This is a genomic window from Paenalcaligenes suwonensis (assembly GCF_011290505.1).
Taxonomy (GTDB): domain Bacteria; phylum Pseudomonadota; class Gammaproteobacteria; order Burkholderiales; family Burkholderiaceae_B; genus Paenalcaligenes; species Paenalcaligenes suwonensis.
Genome location: NZ_JAANPV010000009.1, coordinates 128,020 through 147,077, shown reverse-complemented (window position 1 = coordinate 147,077; position 19,058 = coordinate 128,020). Strand labels below are relative to the sequence as shown.

Sequence of the window (19,058 nt, the reverse complement as noted above, 5' to 3'; positions counted from 1 at the left end):
TTATTATGTTTTTAGTCGCCAAACCTGAATACAGCACCCAAACGCTGGCTGATTATCAGCAACAGTTTTCCGCTCACTTACCAGATGTAAAAGTGAAAATGTGGAATGACCCCACGCTGAATCCAGAGCTGATACGCTACGCGATGGTGTGTCTCCCTGAGCCCGGCTTTTTAGCCTCCCTGCCTAACTTAAAAGCGGTCTTCAGCACAGGCGCAGGCGTAGAGCACATTACACGCGGCGATCCTCATTACCCATGGTCAGTGCCGCTAGTACGCATGCATACACATGAAGCCACACAGCAAATGGCAGAGCATGTGTTGATGTGCAGCATGATGAGCATACGCCGCTACCCCATTGCCATGCGTGCACAGCAACACAACACATGGCAAGACTATGAAATCCCTCGCAGCATAGCAAACACCACGATTGGGATTATGGGGTTAGGCAATTTCGGGCTGCACACAGCACAACAACTCCACCGCAGCGGCTTTAACGTCATAGGCTGGTCGCGCTCGCGTCACGAGCATGACTTTATGGAGTGCTACGCAGGGCCAGACGAACTTCCACGCTTTCTGCAACAAAGCCAGATCTTGGTCTGTTTGCTACCGCGCACAGACGCTACGCACCACATTCTGAACCAGCAAAGCTTAAGCCTGTTGCCAGCAGGTGCTAGCGTCATTAACGTTGGGCGTGGCGCACACATCAAAACCGATGAATTACGCGATGTTCTTGATTCTCAGCACCTGCGCTACGCTTTCTTGGACGTATTCGAGCAAGAGCCTCTAGCGGCCGACTCATGGCTATGGCAGCACCCTAGCGTAGTCATTACCCCGCACGTGGCTGCCAATGCAACGCTAGAAGCCAGCATTCAGTATGTCAGCGAGCAAATACGAAATTTTGAAGCCGGCCACGCACTGCGTAACGTGTACGACGTACAGCAAAAATACTAAGGCTGTTATACGCTGCGTTTTCGGTATTCAGCAGCCACAAAAAAACCTGCCTGAGCATCAACTCTGGCAGGTTTTTTATTTCTACACACCGTGTAGTAGCTTAACCGAATCTACCCGTAATGTAGTCTTCCGTTTCTTTGCGAGTAGGTTTCACAAAGATTTGATCGGTTTCGCCGAATTCCATCAGCTCGCCCAAGTACATGTAGGCGGTGTAATCGGAACAGCGCGCCGCTTGCTGCATGTTGTGTGTAACGATCACAACTGTGTAGTCGCTTTTCAGCTCTGCAATCAACTCTTCCACTTTAGCAGTAGAGATAGGATCCAGTGCGGAACAAGGCTCATCCAGCAGCAGCACTTCGGGTTTAATAGCCACACCACGAGCGATACATAAACGCTGCTGCTGACCACCCGACAAGCTGTTGCCGTTTTGGTGCAGTTTATCTTTTACTTCGTTCCACAGCGCAGCTTTGGTCAGAGCCCATTCCACACGCTCATCCATTTCACCCTTGCTGAGCTTTTCAAACAGACGCACACCAAAAGCGATGTTGTCGTAAATGCTCATTGGGAACGGCGTAGGCTTTTGGAACACCATGCCCACTTTGGCACGGATCAGGGAAATATCCAGCTTAGAGGTCAGCAGGTTCTCGCCATCCAACAAGATTTGACCTTCAGCACGTTGACCTGGGTACAGTTCAAACATGCGGTTAAAGGTACGCAACAAGGTAGATTTACCGCAACCTGAAGGACCAATAAAAGCGGTCACTTTCTTTTCACGGATGGACATGTTGACGTTTTTCAACGCATGGAAACCACCGTAGTAAAAATTCAGATCTTTGATTTCCAGCTTAGTGTTCGAATTTTGCATAGTCGTTGTCTGTTCTGACATGGTTACTCCGGATCAATCTACTTGTTGCGGAACAGCGAGCGGGCAAGAATATTGATGCCCAGCACAAACAAGGTAATAAGTACAGCGCCGGCCCATGCCAGACGGTTCCAGTCTTCAAAAGGACTTGCCGCGTATTGGAAAATAACCACTGGCAAGTTGGCCATAGGCCCATTCATGTTCATGGACATAAACTGGTTGTTCAAAGCGGTAAACAGCAGCGGTGCTGTTTCACCCATAATGCGGGCAATAGCCAGCAAAACACCAGTGATAATGCCCGAGCGCGCCGCTTTATAACAGATCGCGGTCACAATACGCCACTGTGGACACCCCAAAGCCGCTGCGGCTTCGCGCAAGCTATTTGGTACCAACTGCAGCATGTTATCGGTTGAGCGCACCACCACAGGAATCACCAGAATCGCCAAAGCCAGCGAACCTGCCCAACCTGAGTAATGGCCCACTTGCGCCACATAAGTAGCGTAAATAAACAAACCGATAATGATCGAGGGTGCGGACAACAGTACATCGTTCAAAAAACGTGTCGCTGGTGCCAGCCATCCGCGACGGCCGTATTCTGCCAAGTACGTACCTGCCAATACACCAATAGGCGTACCGATCAACGTACCCATACCAGCCATCATAAAGCTACCCAAGATGGCGTTTAACAAACCGCCATCACTGCCGGGCGGCGGTGTGGATTCTACAAACAAACTGAAACTTAGTGCCGAGGCACCTTTAAGCAGCAGCGTAATAATGATCCAAAATAACCAGAACAAGCCAAAGATCAATGTAATAAATGACAGCGTCAGCATCAATTTATTGATCAAGGAGCGGCGCTTATACACCGAGTTATTCAGGTTCAGGATAGAAGTTGGTTTTGTAGTCATGATAATGTCGCCTTCCTATTAGGTTTTGCTACCTTCGCTCTTAGACAAGCGAAGCAACATTACTTTGGACAAGGCCAACACAACGGTGGTGATCAAGAACAGAATCAGGCCTAGCTCTAACAGTGCCGATTTCTGCATACCGCCCGCTTCGTTAAATTCGTTTGCCAACGCCGATGCGATGGAGTTGGACGGCGAGAAGATGGAGCTTGGCAAATTAAAGGCATTACCAATAACAAAGGTTACGGCCATTGTTTCACCCAGCGCCCTACCTAAGCCTAGCATTACCCCACCAATCACCCCATTACGGGTAAAAGGCAATACTACTTTCCAGGTGACTTCCCAAGTCGTACTACCTAAACCGTAGGCAGACTCTTTCAACAAGGAAGGTACCAGTTCAAACACATCGCGCATAACGGCGGTGATGAACGGAATAATCATAATGGACAGGATCAACCCGGCTGTGAACACACCAATACCGAAGGGTGGCCCAGCAAAGATAGTGCCCAATACTGGCACACCTTCAAACAAAGAGATCAGGCTTGGCTGTACATACTCTTGGAACAGGGGAACGAAGACGAACAACCCCCACATCCCGTAGATGATGGACGGAATCGCCGCCAGCATCTCGATAGCGGTACCTAGCGGACGACGCAACCAAATAGGTGATAGCTCGGTCAAGAACATCGCAATCCCGAAGGACACGGGTACTGCAATCAGCAGTGCAATGAAAGAGGTGGCAATCGTACCTAAGATCGGTACCAATGCGCCGTACTCATTACGTACAGGATCCCACTCATTGGTCCAAAGGAAAGACAGACCATACTCTGCTATGGACTCCCTACTACCGTAGATCAGAGAGATCATGATCCCGGCAAGAAGAATAAATACAAAGAAAGCAAAAGAGCGGGTCAGGTTCTTGAATATGGCATCCAAGAGAGAATTCTGGGTTTGTTTCATAACAGCGTCTCGGGATCGTGCCCCATTTTTGTGTAAATTGTACGGGACACCAACACGTATCCCAAATTAACAAAGCGTAATTGTCACATAACAAGGACGGAACCACCTAACAGGTTGGAACCGTCCTTAAGGAATTACGCTTTTACACTACAACTTGAAGCAAAAGCTGTTTATTTCCAAATAGCTGTGCCATCAGCTGCTTTGATCTCTGCAGCCCAGCTGGCCTTGATCTGATCTGTTACTTCTTTAGGCAAGGCTACGTAATCCAATTCTTCGGCTTGCTGAGCACCATTTTCGAAGGCCCAGTTGAAGAAATCCAATACTGCTTTACCGTTTTCAGGCTTATCTTGAACTTTGTGTACCAAGATAAAGGAAGCGGACGTTACAGGCCAAGACTCAGCACCTGTTTCGTTTGTCAGGATTACGCCCATACCAGGAGCGCTAGTCCAGTCAGCGTTCGCAGCGGCTGCAGCGAAGGAAGCTTGGGAAGGCTGTACAAATTGACCGTCTTTGTTTTGCAACTGAGTCCAAGACAGGTTGTTTTGTTTAGCGTAAGCGTATTCAACGTAACCGATGGAGTTTTTCAACTGACGTACGTAAGCAGCTACACCTTCGTTACCTTTACCACCTTGACCTGTAGGCCATTTAACAGCTTTACCTTCGCCTACTTGCTCTTTCCAGTCGCCAGACACTTTGGACAAGTAGTTAGTCCAGCCAAATGTTGTGCCGGAACCGTCAGAACGGTGCACCACAATGATAGAAGCGGAAGGTAATGTCAGGTCTGGGTTCAGCGCTTTAATCGCTTCGTCATCCCATTTAGTGATTTTTGCCAAGAAAATATCGGCCAACACTTCACCGGACAAACGCAGTTGACCTGGCGCCACGCCTTCAACGTTTACGACTGGCACAGTACCGCCAATGATGGCTGGGAACTGCAGCAGGTTGTTTTCAGCCAAAGCATCGCTTTTCATTGGGTCATCAGACGCGCCGAAATCTACAGTTTTTGCGATGATCTGCTGTTGACCGCCACCGGAACCAATAGACTGGTAGTTCACTTGTTTACCAGTTTCAGTGTGGTAGGAAGCAGCCCATTTTGCATAAATTGGGTAAGGGAAGGATGCACCAGCACCCGTAATGTTAGTTGCTTGTGCCGACACAGCCAAAGCACCGAATGTAACGGCTACAGCCACTTTAGAAAAAACTCGTTTCAACATCTAGACACCCTCGAGATGGATATTCGTTTGGTTATGCAGGCACATCCCTGCACGTATAGCTATAGTAAAACCCAAATATTACATGTTCATGACATCTAGACAACTTAGGATTTATTGTTGCCTGGCCCTAACTTATCCATCAACAACTGATGCACATTGAACGGTTTTCCGCGCCCTTTCACACGTACATATCGCCCATCTGGCAAGGCTTTCCACGCCAATTGGTTATCTTTTAAGGAGTAAGTAAATGATTCACTGATGACGCGGCGTTTCAATCGTTTATTTAATACCGGCACACCCAGCTCTACGCGACGGAAGAAATTACGCTCCATCCAATCGGCAGATGACAAGTACACATTTTCTTCGCCGCTATTGTAGAAATAGAACACGCGTGAGTGCTCTAAAAAGCGCCCCACTATGGAACGTACTTGTATATTTTCAGACAAACCCGGCACCCCTGCACGCAGGGCACAAATACCGCGAATCACCAACGAAATACGTACCCCCGCTTGGCTAGCTTCATACAGCGCTTCGATAATACGCGGCTCAAGCAGTGAGTTCATTTTCGCCATAATCTTGGCTTTTTTACCCGCCAAGGCGTTATCGCGCTCTTTATGTATATGAGCAATCATGGCTTCATGCAGCGTAAACGGGGCTTGCAGCAAGCATGTCAAATTACGACGTGCGCCTAAGCCTGTTAGCTGAGCGAAGATTTTGTCCATGTCTTCGCAAATGGCGTTATCTGCCGTCAACAAGCCAAAGTCTTCATACAGCTTAGCCGTACGTGGGTGATAGTTACCTGTACCTAAGTGACCATAGCGACGAATCATGCCTTGCTCACGACGCAGCACCAGCGCCATTTTGGCATGCGTCTTATGACCCACTACCCCGTAACTGACGTGCGCACCCACTTCTTCTAAGCGAGCCGCCCAATTAATATTGGTTTGCTCATCAAAGCGCGCCATCAGCTCCACTACCACGGTGACTTCTTTACCGGCACGTGCAGCCATCAGCAACAGACTCATCAGTTCAGAGTCCTCACCCGTACGGTAAATGGTTTGCTTAATCGCCACCACATGCGGATCTAAGGCGGCAGCCCGCAAAAAACTCAAGATAGGTGAGAACGACTGGTAAGGGTGATGCAGCAGTTGGTCTGACTTAGACAGCACGCTAAAAAAGCCGCTAGGGTCTTCGTCCAGCTTATCAAACGGTGCAGGCACCGGCGCACGGTACGGAGGGAACAACAAATCGGGTCTGTCATCGTTATCGCACAGACGGGACAACCTAGACAGATTCACAGGGCCTAATACCCTATAGGTATCGGCTTCCGTTAAATTAAATTCACGCTGCAAAAACTCGGCATGATGCGCCGGTGCAGACAAGTCTATTTCCAAACGAACGGCTGCGCCAAAGTTTCGCTGCGAGAGCTCTCCTTGCAGGGTTTGGCGCAGGTTTGTGACCTCTTCTTCATCCACAAACAAATCACTGTTACGCGTCACACGCCACTGGTACACCCCGTCTAGCTCCATGCCGGGGAATAGCTCCCCCACAAAGGCTTTAATCAATGAAGTCAGCAACATGTAGCCGTGAGGAATACCGGCGATATCGGGGGGAACAGCTATCAACCTAGGCAACGCACGCGGCGCCTGCACAATGGCAATAGAGCCTGTGCGCCCAAAAGCGTCTGAGCCACTCAGCTGAATAATAAAGTTCAGACTTTTATTGTAGACACGAGGAAACGGGTGCGCGGGGTCTAAGCCAATAGGCGTTAACAACGGCATGATTTCGCGACTAAAGGTCTCGTATGCCCAGTCACGAATTTCGTCCGTCCACGTATTGGGCATCAATAAACCTATGCCCTCTTCCATCAGTTGCGGCAGCACATGATGCACCAGCAACTTATTTTGCTTATCCACCAACACATGAGTCGCCTGCTGCACCCTGTCAAAGGCTTGCTGTGGCGTAAAACCATCTTCACCTATGTGGTCGTTTTTTTGCAGGATTTGCTCTTTAAGGCTAGACACCCGGATTTCAAAAAACTCATCCAGATTTGAACTAACGATACAGAGATAACGCAGTCGCTCCAACAATGGCACAGTGGGGTTCTCCGCCATGGCCATCACGCGTTCATTAAATTTCAGCAGGGAAAGTTCGCGATTTAAAAAAACCGCATCAGAAGAAGGGAGCATAGTTAAAAAAAGTACTCATCGTTGCCGTGTTTAGACTTTTTACACTGCTATTTTGACAGTTTTATGAAATAACATGACAAACAAGCTGTATGTACTTTTTACAGGCTTACAGTTTGCTCTGACATTTAGCATGTCATAGTTGGTGGCTTATACGTATAATCGCATAATAATCGTCAGCACAAGCACAGATAATGGAACAACTACTCGCAGCGGTTGACCTGGGTTCAAACAGTTTCCGCCTGTCTATAGGCAGAGTGGAACAGCATAATGGTCATGCTCAGATCTATGCGGTAGATCGCTTAAATGAGTCCGTACGTTTAGCCTCAGGCATGAGTGCCGATAAACGTATACACCCTGAAGCGATTGAACGGGCAGTCTCGGTACTTAAGCGCTTTCATGAGCGCATCGCGGGTTTTCACCCCAATCGAGTACGTGCTGTCGCCACCAATACCTTTAGAGTCGCCAAAAATCGTCAGGCCCTGTTAGAAGCCGCCGAGAACGCACTGGGTTTTCCCATTGAAGTCATTTCTGGCTACGAAGAAGCACGACTGATTTTTTCAGGTATTAGTAACGAGCTTCCTCCCTCACCTAACCGACGTCTGATGATAGACATTGGCGGTGGCTCTACAGAGGTGATCATAGGCAAAGGCTTTCAGCCCATGTTGCTGTCATCGCTCTCCATGGGATGCGTCAGCTACACCGACCGCTTTTTCCCAGATGGCGTGATTACTGAAGTACGCATGCAAAAAGCCATTTTGGCTGCACGTAATGAACTGGAAGGCATTGCCAAGCAATACCGTAAAACCGGCTGGCAAGAAGCCTATGGATCATCCGGTACAGCCAAAGGCATTATCGCGATTCTGCTCGCTACCGAGATGTCTAAGAAAGGTATCACGTTAGAAGGTATGGAGCAGTTAAAAGCCAAGCTGGTTCATGACAAGTGCGTCAAGATGAGCGAACTACTGGATGTTAAGCCCCACCGTGCTCCGGTGTTAGCAGCAGGCTTGGCAATCATGATCGCCATTTTCCAAGAGCTAAAAATCAAACTGATGCTGCCGGGTGAAGGCGCACTACGAGTGGGTGTGCTCTACGACCTGCTAGGGCGTGACTCTGAGCGCGATAAGCGTGAAGAAACGGTTATACAGCTTAGCAAACGCTATCACCTAGATCTAAAGCAAGCCACACGCGTCAAAACAGCCGCCCTCACACTGTTTGATCAGCTCTCGTTACCCAACACCCCAGAAAACCAGGAACTACGCCGCTCGTTAGGGTGGGCAGCTTCGTTGCACGAAGTGGGCTTAAGCATTGCTCATACGGATTACCATCGGCATACCGCCTACGTATTAGAAAATGCAGACATGCCGGGGTTTTCTAAAGACGATCAATTTTTGCTGGCTTTCCTGACTCGCGGCCACCAAGGCAAACTAACTAAGCTGCCTGCCGCTGAAGCCGAACCCACGCATTGGATGGCTCTGCTCTGTTTGCGCTTGTCGGTGACACTGATGCGCCGGCGTGAAGATTTAGACGAACTACCACTACATTTGCAGCACACGCCCGAAAAACTGTTCATACATACTAACAAAGACTGGCTAAGTGCCCGCCCTTTGTCAGAGTTTGCACTGCGTACAGAACAGCAACAATGGGAACGCACTGGCTTACTTAGCATGAAGCTAAAAAATGCTAAGTAAGTACAGCATGTACACACCATAAAAAAACCAGACCTAAGGTCTGGTTTTTTTATTTACTCGTCTGCGATACCAAAGTGACGTTTGTACCGTATATCCATATCTTCCATATCCAACAAGATAGGAAAATCAGCGGTATTAAAGTCAGGGTCCCACGCGGGTTCACCACAAATCTGAGCACCTAGGTTTAAGTAGCCTTTGATGAGTGGCGGAATACGTGCTGGCAACTGGCTGTTTAGCTTTTCCACAGGATAGCGGTGTAAAGGCTGCAAGCGCACTACATTAGGATTGCGCTCCATAAAGTCTTTGGCTTCGCGCCATACTTTAGCTGCCGTGACACCATCATCACGCAAACTTACGCTCGCACAACCTAATAAGTAGCGATAGCCTGCTTGATGCGTTAGCGAAACAATACCTGTCCACAGCAGCATAATCACGCCACCGTTACGGTATGCAGGGTGTATGCAGGAACGCCCTACTTCTACCACGCTGTCACGTATATTATCTAGCGCTGAAATATCAAACTCAGACTCGGAATAATACGCGCCTACTTTCTTTGCGCCCTCTGGCAACAACATGCGGTACGTACCTACCACTTGTTTTTTCTCTTCATCCACCACCATAAAGTGGATGCAATGTTCATCGTATTTATCTATATCTAGCCCTAACTCGGCACTAGGAAAGACTGCATTCATTTCGCTAGTAAAGACGTCATAGCGTAATTTTTGCACAGCCCTCAGTTCGTCCGGCGTTTGCACCAACCGCAGTTGTATGCCTCGGGCTTCTGGATTGCTCCAGACCGACTGAGTGATCTTCCCCTGCGAAACAGACTTTCTTGGAATTAGCATAGTGGCCTCCAAAGCGTTTGTTCTATCATGCCTTGCTGATATTGCAGGTTCTTGATATCTATATGTCTATTTTGTAACATCGACCGACTGTAGTTTATTTATGCCAGCCTCGGTGAGCTCTGCCGTTTCGGCTTCCACCATCAGGCGTAACTTGGGTTCTGTACCGGAAGCTCGGATCAATACGCGCCCCTGATCCCCCAGCATTGCTTCCACTTCATTTTTGGCTTGTACCAGCCCTTCATGCTGTCGCCAGTCCCTTCCCTGCTCCCAGACTACGTTGACCATTTTCTGTGGGTACATTTTAAGGTCAGCCACCAAGTCAGCCAATTGACAATTGTCATGACGCAGTGCAGTCAAAATCTGTAGCGCGGCAATAATACCATCACCGGTGGTGTGATGATCCAAGCACAGCAAGTGGCCTGAGCTTTCGCCGCCGTATAACCAACCTCTTTGTAACAATTGCTCTAATACGTAACGATCTCCTACGTTGGCGCGGGCAAACGACACCCCCAACTCACGCAATCGTTTCTCTAGACCGAAGTTCGTCATCAAGGTACCCACAACACCCTTAACATGACGTGATTTCATGCGGTCTCGTACGATGATATAGAGCAATTCATCACCGTCATAAAGCTTACCCGAACGGTCAACCATCTGCAAACGATCGGCATCGCCATCCAAGGGGATCCCTAGATCAGCATCACGCTCACGTACGATTTCCAGCAAGTGCTCTGGGTGAGTTGCCCCCACCCCATCATTGATATTAAAACCATCTGGTTCGCACCCAATGGCATGCACCTCTGCACCTAATTCACGGAATACGTGTGGGGCAATATGGTAGGCAGCACCATTGGCCGCATCCACCACAATTTTCAAACCAGACAAATCCAGTTCGTTCGGGAATGTACTTTTACAAAACTCGATATAGCGGCCTGCGGAGTCTTCCAAGCGGCGTGCACGGCCCAATTTGTCGGAAGATACACAGTCCAGCGGGGTTTCTAACGCCTCTTCAATGGCAAGTTCTATTTCATCTGGCAGCTTCATGCCCTGACTAGAAAAAAACTTAATACCGTTATCGTGATACGGGTTATGTGATGCACTGATCACAATCCCTGCCGTTAAACGCAGCGTGCGCGTTAAATAGGCCACTGCTGGTGTGGGTACAGGCCCAGCCAGTAATACATCGACGCCAGCCGCCGATAAACCTGCCTCTAAGGCAGATTCCAGCATGTAGCCAGAGATACGGGTATCTTTACCAATAATGACAGTTGGTCTGTTGTTCTTAGTATGCAAAGAGCGACCAAACACCTTACCTGCCGCGTAGCCCAACCGTAAGGCAAACTCGGCATTAATGGTAGGACCACCCACCAAACCGCGTACACCATCCGTACCAAAATATTTACGTGCGCTCATCTATTACTCCGGTCTCTACCGCTCTCCAGACACGTAAGGCGTCTGCCGATGCAGCAACATCATGTACTCGTAATACGCTGGCACCATACCGCACTGCGGCCAACATGCCAGCTAAACTGCCTGCCACACGCTCCATAGGGGGTCGGTTTACTACCTGACCAATCATGGATTTACGTGATAGGCCTATTAATGCAGGATAGCCTTCCTTCAGGAGCTCAGGCAACGTGCGTAACAACTGGTAATTCTGCTCTACCGTTTTACCAAAACCCAAGCCTGGATCCAACATAATCTGTTCTGCTTTAAACCCTGCTCCACGCAGGCGCTGTACTTGCAGCATAAGGAACTCGCGTACCTCTTTTAGCACATCCGTGTACTGAGGTGCTTGCTGCATAGTTTTAGGTTCGCCCTGCATATGCATCACACACACGCCACAACCACTGTTACTCACAGCCTCTAGCGCTTCGGGTGACCTAAAGCCCGCCACATCGTTAATGATGTCGGCACCAGCATCCAGTACCGCACGCATTACCGTAGGCTTAAAGGTATCTACAGAAAGGGGAATATTTGTGTCGCTTAAGCCTTCGATAAGAGGCAGTACACGTCGCAGTTCTTCTTCAATAGACACAGGTTCAGCGCCTGGCCTAGTGGACTCACCGCCAATATCAAGAATATCCGCACCGTCAGCAATCAGCTTTTTAGCATGTGCCAGTGCGAGATCAGTACGATAGTGGGCATTGCCGTCCGAAAAAGAGTCGGGCGTAATATTCACAATACCCATCAATAACGGGCGTTCGAGACTTAACTCGAAACGCCCGCAAAGCCATGTTTGATTCATGGAAAATACGACTTATAGGTTAAACCGGAGTAGTAGCGGCTGAACTTCCGTCCTCTGCTGGTTTTGCACCTGAAGCAGGAGGATTCTCATCCGACTTGCCACCTGTCTTATCAGTGTAGTCCTTAGGAGGACGCGGGTCACGACCCTGCATGATGTCTTCGATCTGCTCGGCGTCGATGGTTTCCCATTCCAGCAAAGCATTGGCCATCGCATGCATTTTGTCGCTGTTGTCCTCGATCAGTTTACGTGCAATGTTGTATTGCTCGTCGATGATCTTACGGATTTCTTGGTCAACTTTCTGCATAGTCGCTTCAGACACGTTAGTTGTCTTGGTCACACTGCGACCCAAGAAAACTTCGTTTTCGTTTTCAGCATACACCACAGGACCCAAGGAATCAGTCATACCGTAGCGAGTAACGATGTCACGCGCGATTTGTGTTGCGCGCTCAAAGTCGTTAGAGGCACCAGTAGTCATCTGATTCATGAACACTTCTTCAGCAATACGGCCACCAAACAGCACAGCAATCATGTTCAGCAAGTGGTTTTTATCCATGCTGTAACGGTCTTGTTCTGGCAACTGCATGGTCACACCCAAAGCACGTCCACGAGGGATGATCGTTACTTTGTGAACCGGGTCAGTTTTAGGCAGCAAACGCGCTACCAAAGCGTGACCAGATTCGTGATATGCCGTGTTACGACGCTCTTCTTCCGGCATGATCATCGTGCGACGCTCTGCACCCATGATGATCTTGTCTTTGGCTTTTTCAAAGTCTTGCATGTCTACAGTACGACCATTACGGCGTGCTGCAAACAACGCGGCTTCGTTCACCAAGTTAGCCAAGTCTGCACCAGAGAAGCCCGGTGTACCACGCGCCAATACTTGTGCATCAACGTTGCCAGCCAGTGGCACTTTACGCATGTGCACATGCAAGATTTGTTCACGACCACGAATATCAGGCAAGCCTACAACTACTTGACGGTCAAAACGACCCGGACGCAGCAACGCTGGATCCAGTACGTCAGGACGGTTAGTTGCCGCAATTACCAGTACGCCTTGGCCAGTTTCAAAACCGTCCATCTCTACCAGCAATTGGTTCAGTGTTTGCTCGCGCTCGTCGTTACCGCCGCCCAAGCCTGCACCACGCTGACGACCCACCGCATCGATCTCGTCGATAAAGATAATGCAAGGAGCATGTTTTTTGGCGTTTTCAAACATGTCACGCACACGCGCAGCACCCACACCAACAAACATTTCAACGAAGTCAGAACCAGAAATGCTGAAAAACGGTACTTTAGCTTCGCCCGCAATCGCACGAGCCAGCAAGGTTTTACCAGTACCAGGCGAACCCACCATCAAAATACCGCGAGGAATGCGACCACCCAAACGCTGGAAGCGTGTTGGATCGCGCAAGAAATCTACCAATTCCTGTACGTCTTCTTTGGCTTCATCGCAACCTGCTACATCAGCAAATGTAACAGGGTTGGTGTTCTCGTCCAGCATACGAGCACGTGACTTACCGAAGCTAAAGGCTCCGCCTTTGCCACCGCCCTGCATCTGACGCATAAAGAAGATCCACACCCCAATCAGCAACAACATGGGGAACCAGGAAATGAAAATGCTTGCCAAGAAGGAAGGCTCTTCGCGTGCTTTACCAGACACCTGTACGCCAGCTTTTACCAGCTCGGGTACCATCCACAGGTCTCCGGGTGATGTCAGCGTATAGCTACGACCCGAATCGGGTGTGACATACAGGGTATCGCCCTGAATATCTACCTTGCTTACGCGTCCGGCACGGGCATCGTTCATGAATTGTGTATAAGTTACGCCGTCAGTGGTTGCAGGGCGACTGTCAAACTGTTTGAACACAGTAAACAGTACCAATGCAATCACCATCCAGATCGCAACTTTAGAAAATGAGTTGTTCAATGCCAACCTCCTGCTGTTTCTTTAACTGCCCAACGTTATGACTGACATATTGCTGAACAGAAACCGTAAGTCTCATTCTACCCGATAAAAAAGCGTGTAACTCAACTCTAAAGCTTTAAATTACGAGCCACCAGAAAAGTTTCTGAGGACCTGTCACGTGAGGCCTTAGGTTTACGCTCAGCCACATTTATAAAGTGTTCTTTGAAAGATTTCACAATCTGAGAAAAGCCACTTCCGTGGAAACTTTTCACGATCAACGCCCCATCAGGACGTAGATGATTGACTGCAAATTCCATTGCCAGTTCACAAACATGGGCAATCCTTGCCGCATCAGCAGATGCCACACCTGATAAATTGGGGGCCATATCTGAAATTACAAGATCTACTTTTTGCCCATTTAGCGTTTTTTCTACCGCCGCCAGCACATCGTCGTCACGGAAGTCGCCTTGAATGAACTCCACCCCTTCGATGGGCTCCATTTCTAGCAAATCCAAGGCGATGACTCGGCCATCAATAATGCCACCCGGCCCCACCATGCGCTCACGCGCAATTTGAGACCAGCTGCCCGGTGCAGACCCTAAATCCACGACCACGTTGCCAGGTCGCAACAGCTTTTCCGAGTCTACTAGCTCTAGTAATTTGAAAGCCGCCCGTGCTCGGTAACCCTTTTGTTGCGCCATTTTGACGTAAGGATCATTTATATGCTGGTGCACCCATGCTTTTGAAGTTTTTTTCTTGCCCATTCCCGTACAATCTTGGCTATGCCCACATTACATATCTCTATCCAACAGCGCAACGATTTACGCGCCGCTGCCCACTCCCTTCGCCCAGTAGTACTGATTGGCGACAAAGGCTTGTCGGATGCAGTTTTGAAAGAAATCGACGTGCACTTGAATGCACACCAACTTATTAAAATCCGTGTTTCGGGCGACGACCGCGAAAGCCGTATTGCTGCCTTTGACACTATTTGTACCACCTTACATGCCGAGCCCATTCACCACATCGGTAAGATTTTAACTATCTACCGCCGTAACCCTGAACGCGCAGACCTACTGGATACGTCCGAACCTGCTACTCGTGCAGTGCGTAAAGCCAATGAGCCTTACACACCCAAAAAACTGGCAGCGGTTGGGGTTAGTAAAACCAAGAAGAAACCTTCTAGACAACCCTCTAATCCAGCAAGCCGTGTAGCTACTGCTGATACAACAAGCAAAAAACGTACACCTGGCAGCCTAAGCAAACCTAGAAAACCAGCTAAACCGTACTAATTCGCTTTTGAAATTATAAAGCCCATGCAACTGTGCATGGGCTTTTTTTATCTACTTCAGCCTTTAAGCCTGTGCTTAGATGTACTGAATACGCATGATTTCAAATTCACGCACGCCACCGGGTGCTTGAACTTCAACCACGTCGCCTTCACTTTTACCAATCAATGCACGCGCCACTGGGCTAGAAATAGAGATACGCTGAGAACGAATATCAGCCTCTACGTCGCCTACGATTTGGTAGTTCAGTTGCTCGCCTGAATCCAAGTCTTCGATTTGGATAGTCGCACCAAACACCACACGGCCATCGGTATCCAACTCAACGGGGTTAATAATTTGGGCATTAGACAATGTGCCCTCTAATTCACGGATGCGGCCTTCAATAAAACCTTGGCGCTCACGTGCGGCTTCGTACTCTGCATTTTCAGACAAGTCACCTTGAGCACGTGCCTCGGCTATCGCATTGATAACTTCTGGACGCTCGGTGGTTTTCAATCTGTGCAGTTCTGCCTGCAGGCGCTCGGCGCCCTGCGCTGTCAACGGGATCGCGGACATAGTATTCCTGATTAACAATTAAAAAGCGCCCACATTCAACGGGGGCGCACTGATTACATTTTTCAGGGTTTTACTACCCTGATCACTGGACTATTTCGACCTAACGGGGTGCTGCCTGCACTCTAGCAATAGTCGAAAATAAAGCCCCAAGCTTCTTGGGGCGGTTGAATACATTGTCGGCAAAAGCACTAGAAATTGCAAGCACTACTGTTACAGGAAAACCCTCAACAGTACTTAGGCAGTTTTAGGCCGTTGCCCTAAAATCGCTTGCAAGATAATGGCGCCAAAGGTTGCCGTTCCAATACCATCTAGGCGAATCATGCCAAAGTCTAAGGAGAAGTTACCTGCCCCCAATACCAAGGTCACAGCAGCCACCAGCAAATTACCGCTATGGCTGAAATCCACCTGATTCACTACCCAGATACGAGCACCGGCTACCGCGATCAAACCAAAGACCACTACCGACATCCCGCCCAACACAGGGCCCGGAATCATTTGGATCACCGCACCAAACTTAGGTGAAAAACCCAAGAACAGCGCAATAATTGCCGCAAATACAAATACCAAGGTGGAGTAAATACGGGTAGCCGCCATCACACCAATGTTCTCAGCATAGGTAGTGACACCGGTACCACCCAAAGAACCTGACAACATGGTTGCCACACCGTCGCCCACAAAAGCACGACCTAAGTATTTATCCAGATTTTGCCCTGTCATGGCGGATACCGCCTTGATGTGGCCCAAGTTTTCGGCAACCAAAATAATCGCCACAGGCACAATCACGCTCATGGCCTGTACATTAAATACGGGTGACGAAAAACTAGGAATGCCGAACCACGCCGCATTACGCACGCCACTAACGTCTATAGGTACACCGTAGCCCATACCGTTGGTGAAAATGGCGTACAACAAGCAGGCAACGATCATCCCAACCAGAATCAACAAACGCTGTACGACGCCACGTGTGAACACAGCAACGCCGCCCACACACATCACGGTCATCAACGCCATCATGGAATCAAACGTACCACCACCCATGGCGCTTTTCGCTGCGATGGGGGACAGGTTCAACCCAATCACCGCCACGATAGAACCCGTGACCACTGGGGGCATCATACGGTTAATCACAGCGGCTGCGCGGCCTGATTTGTAATCCAGAGCCCACACCAACACACCAATCAAGGTATAGGCCAGACCACACATAATGATGGCGCCTAGTGCCACACCAATGTTTAGGTTAGGACCAGAACCTGCATAGCCGGTAACGGCAATCACGCCACCAATGAACGCGAAGCTAGAACCCAAGTAGCTGGGAACTCTACCGCCCACGAACAAGAAGAAAATGAGAGTACCAATCCCCGACATCAGGATGGCCAAGTTGGGATCAAAACCCATTAATAACGGAGCCAAAATGGTAGAACCAAACATCGCTACCACGTGCTGAGCCGCCATGGCCACACTTTGCGGACCAGGCAGATACTCGTCAGGCTGTACTACCCCATCCGCTTGTACGCGAGAAACGCGCTTCCAACGGGGAAAATAAGAATCAGACATAGGAAAAAGAAGAAAAGAGTAGTGAACTGAGGCGAAAGTTTAAGACTGGGCTACAATCCGGGCAAGCAGTATTCATGGCCCCACAAGGACTTATGAGCAAAAGCATGTAACATGCAACACTATTCTCATTTCTTGGTATAAACCATAATCAAATTTTATTCGAGAATAGGCTTACAATAGAATTTACGTTTGGCGCTGCCCTTGGCAGTGTTCTGCGTTTACTACAACAATAAAAAGCCACCGCCTGCCCAGCGGTTAACGTTCTAAGGTTGGCGCAACAGCCTTTGAACACTATAAAAACCCCGCCTTGGCGGGGTTTATTTTTCTCTGCTACAGCTGGGCTTAGCTTATATCGTCCAGTGCGTTTTCAGCGATATGGGATGCTTGCCCCCACTGCTGCACTGTCCACTCGTAACCGGGCTGCAACGGCGTTACTGTAAAGTGGTTGATGCTGGTATTCAAGATTGTTTGCGTGCGTGGAGCATTAAGCTCTACACCAAGTAAACGACGCCATACCATATCAATCACACCACCGTGCGCAAATACAGCCAGCTTTTTACCGGGGTACGTATCTGCCAACCTCTCCACCGCCGCCAATACGCGCTGTTGGAATTGCTGGATAGATTCCCCACCCTCTGGGGCTAGGTCGGCACTGTCACCAGGCTGATCAGGCACGCGCCCACCAAAACTATCCCAACTGCGCCCTTCCAGCACGCCAAAACCACGCTCGCGTAGGCCTTTGTCTAACACCACATCTAGGCCTGTATGGGCACAACTAATTGCCGCGGTTTGTGCTGCACGTTGCAAGTCACTGCTCACCACATGATCAAACTCCACATCAAAACGATCTGAGGCGAGGTAGTTCGCCAGATTGCGAGCTTGCTGCTCGCCCACATCGTTAAGTGGAATATCTTGCCAACCTTGTAAACGCCTATCAGCATTCCACGAGGTTTCGCCGTGTCTTATCAACCAAATATGTGTACTAGTCATAACTACTCATGTTTTCAATGCACCGTCTAGGTGCCAAATACGCTGCAGCATGGAAATCAATGCCACCGTTAAGGGAGACTCCACACTCTCTAGGGGCGTAATAAATCCTAACGACGCTTCCATTTTAACGTTACCCCAGATACTAAAGTGGCCTTGTCGCACACCTTGTAAGGCAACTTCTTCACGCAGCAATGCACACCCCGAACCCGCGCGCACTAAGGCATCCATTTGCGCTTGATCATCGCTGTGCAAAATAACCCGTGGTGTGAGAGCTCGTTTTTCAAACACTTCACGCAGCAATAAGTGCGTATGGCTACCCAATGAGCCATCTAACCATGGCAAGGCGGCCACCTCAGACCACCCACCAAGGCTCACCTCTTGAGCCAGCTTATGCGGCATCACCAGCCTATAACTGATACTGCGCAAGGGTAACCAGTTCACATCACGAGGCGGATAAACCGAAATACTAAAGGCAGCACTCAACCTACTGGTGCTGACATACTCCTCTAACTGCATCGCTGGCATGATTTGCGTTTGCAGCTCGATGAGCGGTAGTTGGGTAGAAATTTTATTGACCAGTTCGCCCAGTCGTAAGAAATCCAAATGCTCACTGGGCAAGCCAAGCGCAATCACGCCACTTAACTCGCCCTGCAATTGTTTGGCTTCGGATTTTAGTTGGCGCGCTTGTACCAACAACTGTTCTGCTGTGGATAACAAGCGTTCGCCCGCTTTGGATAAGCTCATGCGACCGGCCGCACGCTCAAACAAACTCACCCCTAAGCTCTGTTCCAGAGCCTTCACCTGCGTGGTCACAGCAGGCTGAGTTAGGTTCAGGGCTTCTGCTGCACGCGTCACATTACCTAAACGCGCAACGGTAACAAAAGCCCTGATTTGATGGATTTCCAT

General features: G+C 49.3%; 17 protein-coding genes. 3 read left to right on the top strand and 14 right to left on the bottom strand.

What is annotated here, in order from left to right; all coding sequences use genetic code 11:
* Window positions 1-5: 5 nt before the first annotated feature.
* Window positions 6-950 (top strand): 2-hydroxyacid dehydrogenase, encoded by a 945-nt coding sequence (locus GY634_RS14080; protein ID WP_166409369.1) that lies wholly within the window; start codon window positions 6-8, stop codon window positions 948-950.
* Between the two features lie 100 nt (window positions 951-1,050).
* On the opposite strand, the gene pstB is transcribed toward GY634_RS14080, so the two are convergent.
* From pstB to ppk1, 5 genes are all read right to left on the bottom strand, one after another.
* On the bottom strand, window positions 1,051-1,836 hold the full coding sequence (gene pstB, locus GY634_RS14075) for a phosphate ABC transporter ATP-binding protein PstB (protein WP_135866731.1): 786 nt from the start codon (window positions 1,834-1,836) through the stop codon (window positions 1,051-1,053).
* Between the two features lie 17 nt (window positions 1,837-1,853).
* The gene (gene pstA, locus GY634_RS14070) at window positions 1,854-2,720 is read right to left on the bottom strand and encodes a phosphate ABC transporter permease PstA (RefSeq protein WP_166409368.1); all 867 of its coding nucleotides are present in this window, start codon (window positions 2,718-2,720) and stop codon (window positions 1,854-1,856) included.
* An 18-nt stretch (window positions 2,721-2,738) separates the two neighbouring features.
* Window positions 2,739-3,677, bottom strand: coding sequence for a phosphate ABC transporter permease subunit PstC (gene pstC, locus GY634_RS14065; protein ID WP_166409367.1), 939 nt, complete (start codon window positions 3,675-3,677; stop codon window positions 2,739-2,741).
* Between the two features lie 170 nt (window positions 3,678-3,847).
* Complete coding sequence (gene pstS / locus GY634_RS14060; RefSeq protein WP_166409366.1) at window positions 3,848-4,891, bottom strand: phosphate ABC transporter substrate-binding protein PstS; 1,044 nt, start codon at window positions 4,889-4,891, stop codon at window positions 3,848-3,850.
* Between the two features lie 104 nt (window positions 4,892-4,995).
* A complete protein-coding gene (gene ppk1 / locus GY634_RS14055) occupies window positions 4,996-7,080 on the bottom strand; it encodes a polyphosphate kinase 1 (protein WP_166409365.1) in 2,085 nt (694 codons plus the stop codon).
* 191 nt (window positions 7,081-7,271) lie between these two features.
* On the opposite strand from ppk1, the gene GY634_RS14050 reads away from it, so the two are divergent.
* Complete coding sequence (locus tag GY634_RS14050; RefSeq protein WP_166409364.1) at window positions 7,272-8,768, top strand: Ppx/GppA phosphatase family protein; 1,497 nt, start codon at window positions 7,272-7,274, stop codon at window positions 8,766-8,768.
* Between the two features lie 53 nt (window positions 8,769-8,821).
* Here the strand turns inward: GY634_RS14050 and GY634_RS14045 are convergent, their stop codons facing one another.
* The 5 genes from GY634_RS14045 to GY634_RS14025 all read right to left on the bottom strand — a co-directional run bounded on the left by GY634_RS14045 (window position 8,822) and on the right by GY634_RS14025 (window position 14,531).
* The gene (locus GY634_RS14045; protein WP_166409363.1) at window positions 8,822-9,613 is read right to left on the bottom strand and encodes a GNAT family N-acetyltransferase; all 792 of its coding nucleotides are present in this window, start codon (window positions 9,611-9,613) and stop codon (window positions 8,822-8,824) included.
* 66 nt (window positions 9,614-9,679) lie between these two features.
* Entirely contained in the window at window positions 9,680-11,026 is a 1,347-nt protein-coding gene (gene glmM, locus GY634_RS14040; protein WP_166409362.1) for a phosphoglucosamine mutase, read from the bottom strand.
* The gene (folP, locus tag GY634_RS14035) at window positions 11,013-11,861 is read right to left on the bottom strand and encodes a dihydropteroate synthase (protein WP_166409361.1); all 849 of its coding nucleotides are present in this window, start codon (window positions 11,859-11,861) and stop codon (window positions 11,013-11,015) included. The genes glmM and folP overlap by 14 nt, the downstream gene beginning before the upstream one ends.
* Window positions 11,862-11,880: 19 nt before the next feature.
* On the bottom strand, window positions 11,881-13,788 hold the full coding sequence (gene ftsH / locus GY634_RS14030; RefSeq protein ID WP_166409360.1) for an ATP-dependent zinc metalloprotease FtsH: 1,908 nt from the start codon (window positions 13,786-13,788) through the stop codon (window positions 11,881-11,883).
* Between the two features lie 107 nt (window positions 13,789-13,895).
* On the bottom strand, window positions 13,896-14,531 hold the full coding sequence (locus tag GY634_RS14025; RefSeq protein WP_166409359.1) for an RlmE family RNA methyltransferase: 636 nt from the start codon (window positions 14,529-14,531) through the stop codon (window positions 13,896-13,898).
* A gap of 18 nt (window positions 14,532-14,549) precedes the next feature.
* Between GY634_RS14025 and GY634_RS14020 the strand changes: the two genes are divergently transcribed.
* Entirely contained in the window at window positions 14,550-15,056 is a 507-nt protein-coding gene (locus GY634_RS14020; protein WP_166409358.1) for a YhbY family RNA-binding protein, read from the top strand.
* Between the two features lie 75 nt (window positions 15,057-15,131).
* Here GY634_RS14020 and greA read toward each other — a convergent pair whose 3' ends face one another.
* The 4 genes from greA to GY634_RS14000 all read right to left on the bottom strand — a co-directional run bounded on the left by greA (window position 15,132) and on the right by GY634_RS14000 (window position 19,058).
* Entirely contained in the window at window positions 15,132-15,608 is a 477-nt protein-coding gene (gene greA, locus GY634_RS14015; RefSeq protein ID WP_166409357.1) for a transcription elongation factor GreA, read from the bottom strand.
* 234 nt (window positions 15,609-15,842) lie between these two features.
* On the bottom strand, window positions 15,843-17,162 hold the full coding sequence (locus GY634_RS14010; RefSeq protein WP_166409356.1) for a solute carrier family 23 protein: 1,320 nt from the start codon (window positions 17,160-17,162) through the stop codon (window positions 15,843-15,845).
* 342 nt (window positions 17,163-17,504) lie between these two features.
* Window positions 17,505-18,152 carry a histidine phosphatase family protein gene (locus GY634_RS14005; RefSeq protein WP_166409355.1) on the bottom strand — a complete coding sequence of 216 codons (648 nt, stop codon included), beginning with the start codon at window positions 18,150-18,152 and terminating at the stop codon, window positions 17,505-17,507.
* A gap of 6 nt (window positions 18,153-18,158) precedes the next feature.
* A complete protein-coding gene (locus tag GY634_RS14000; protein WP_166409354.1) occupies window positions 18,159-19,058 on the bottom strand; it encodes a LysR family transcriptional regulator in 900 nt (299 codons plus the stop codon).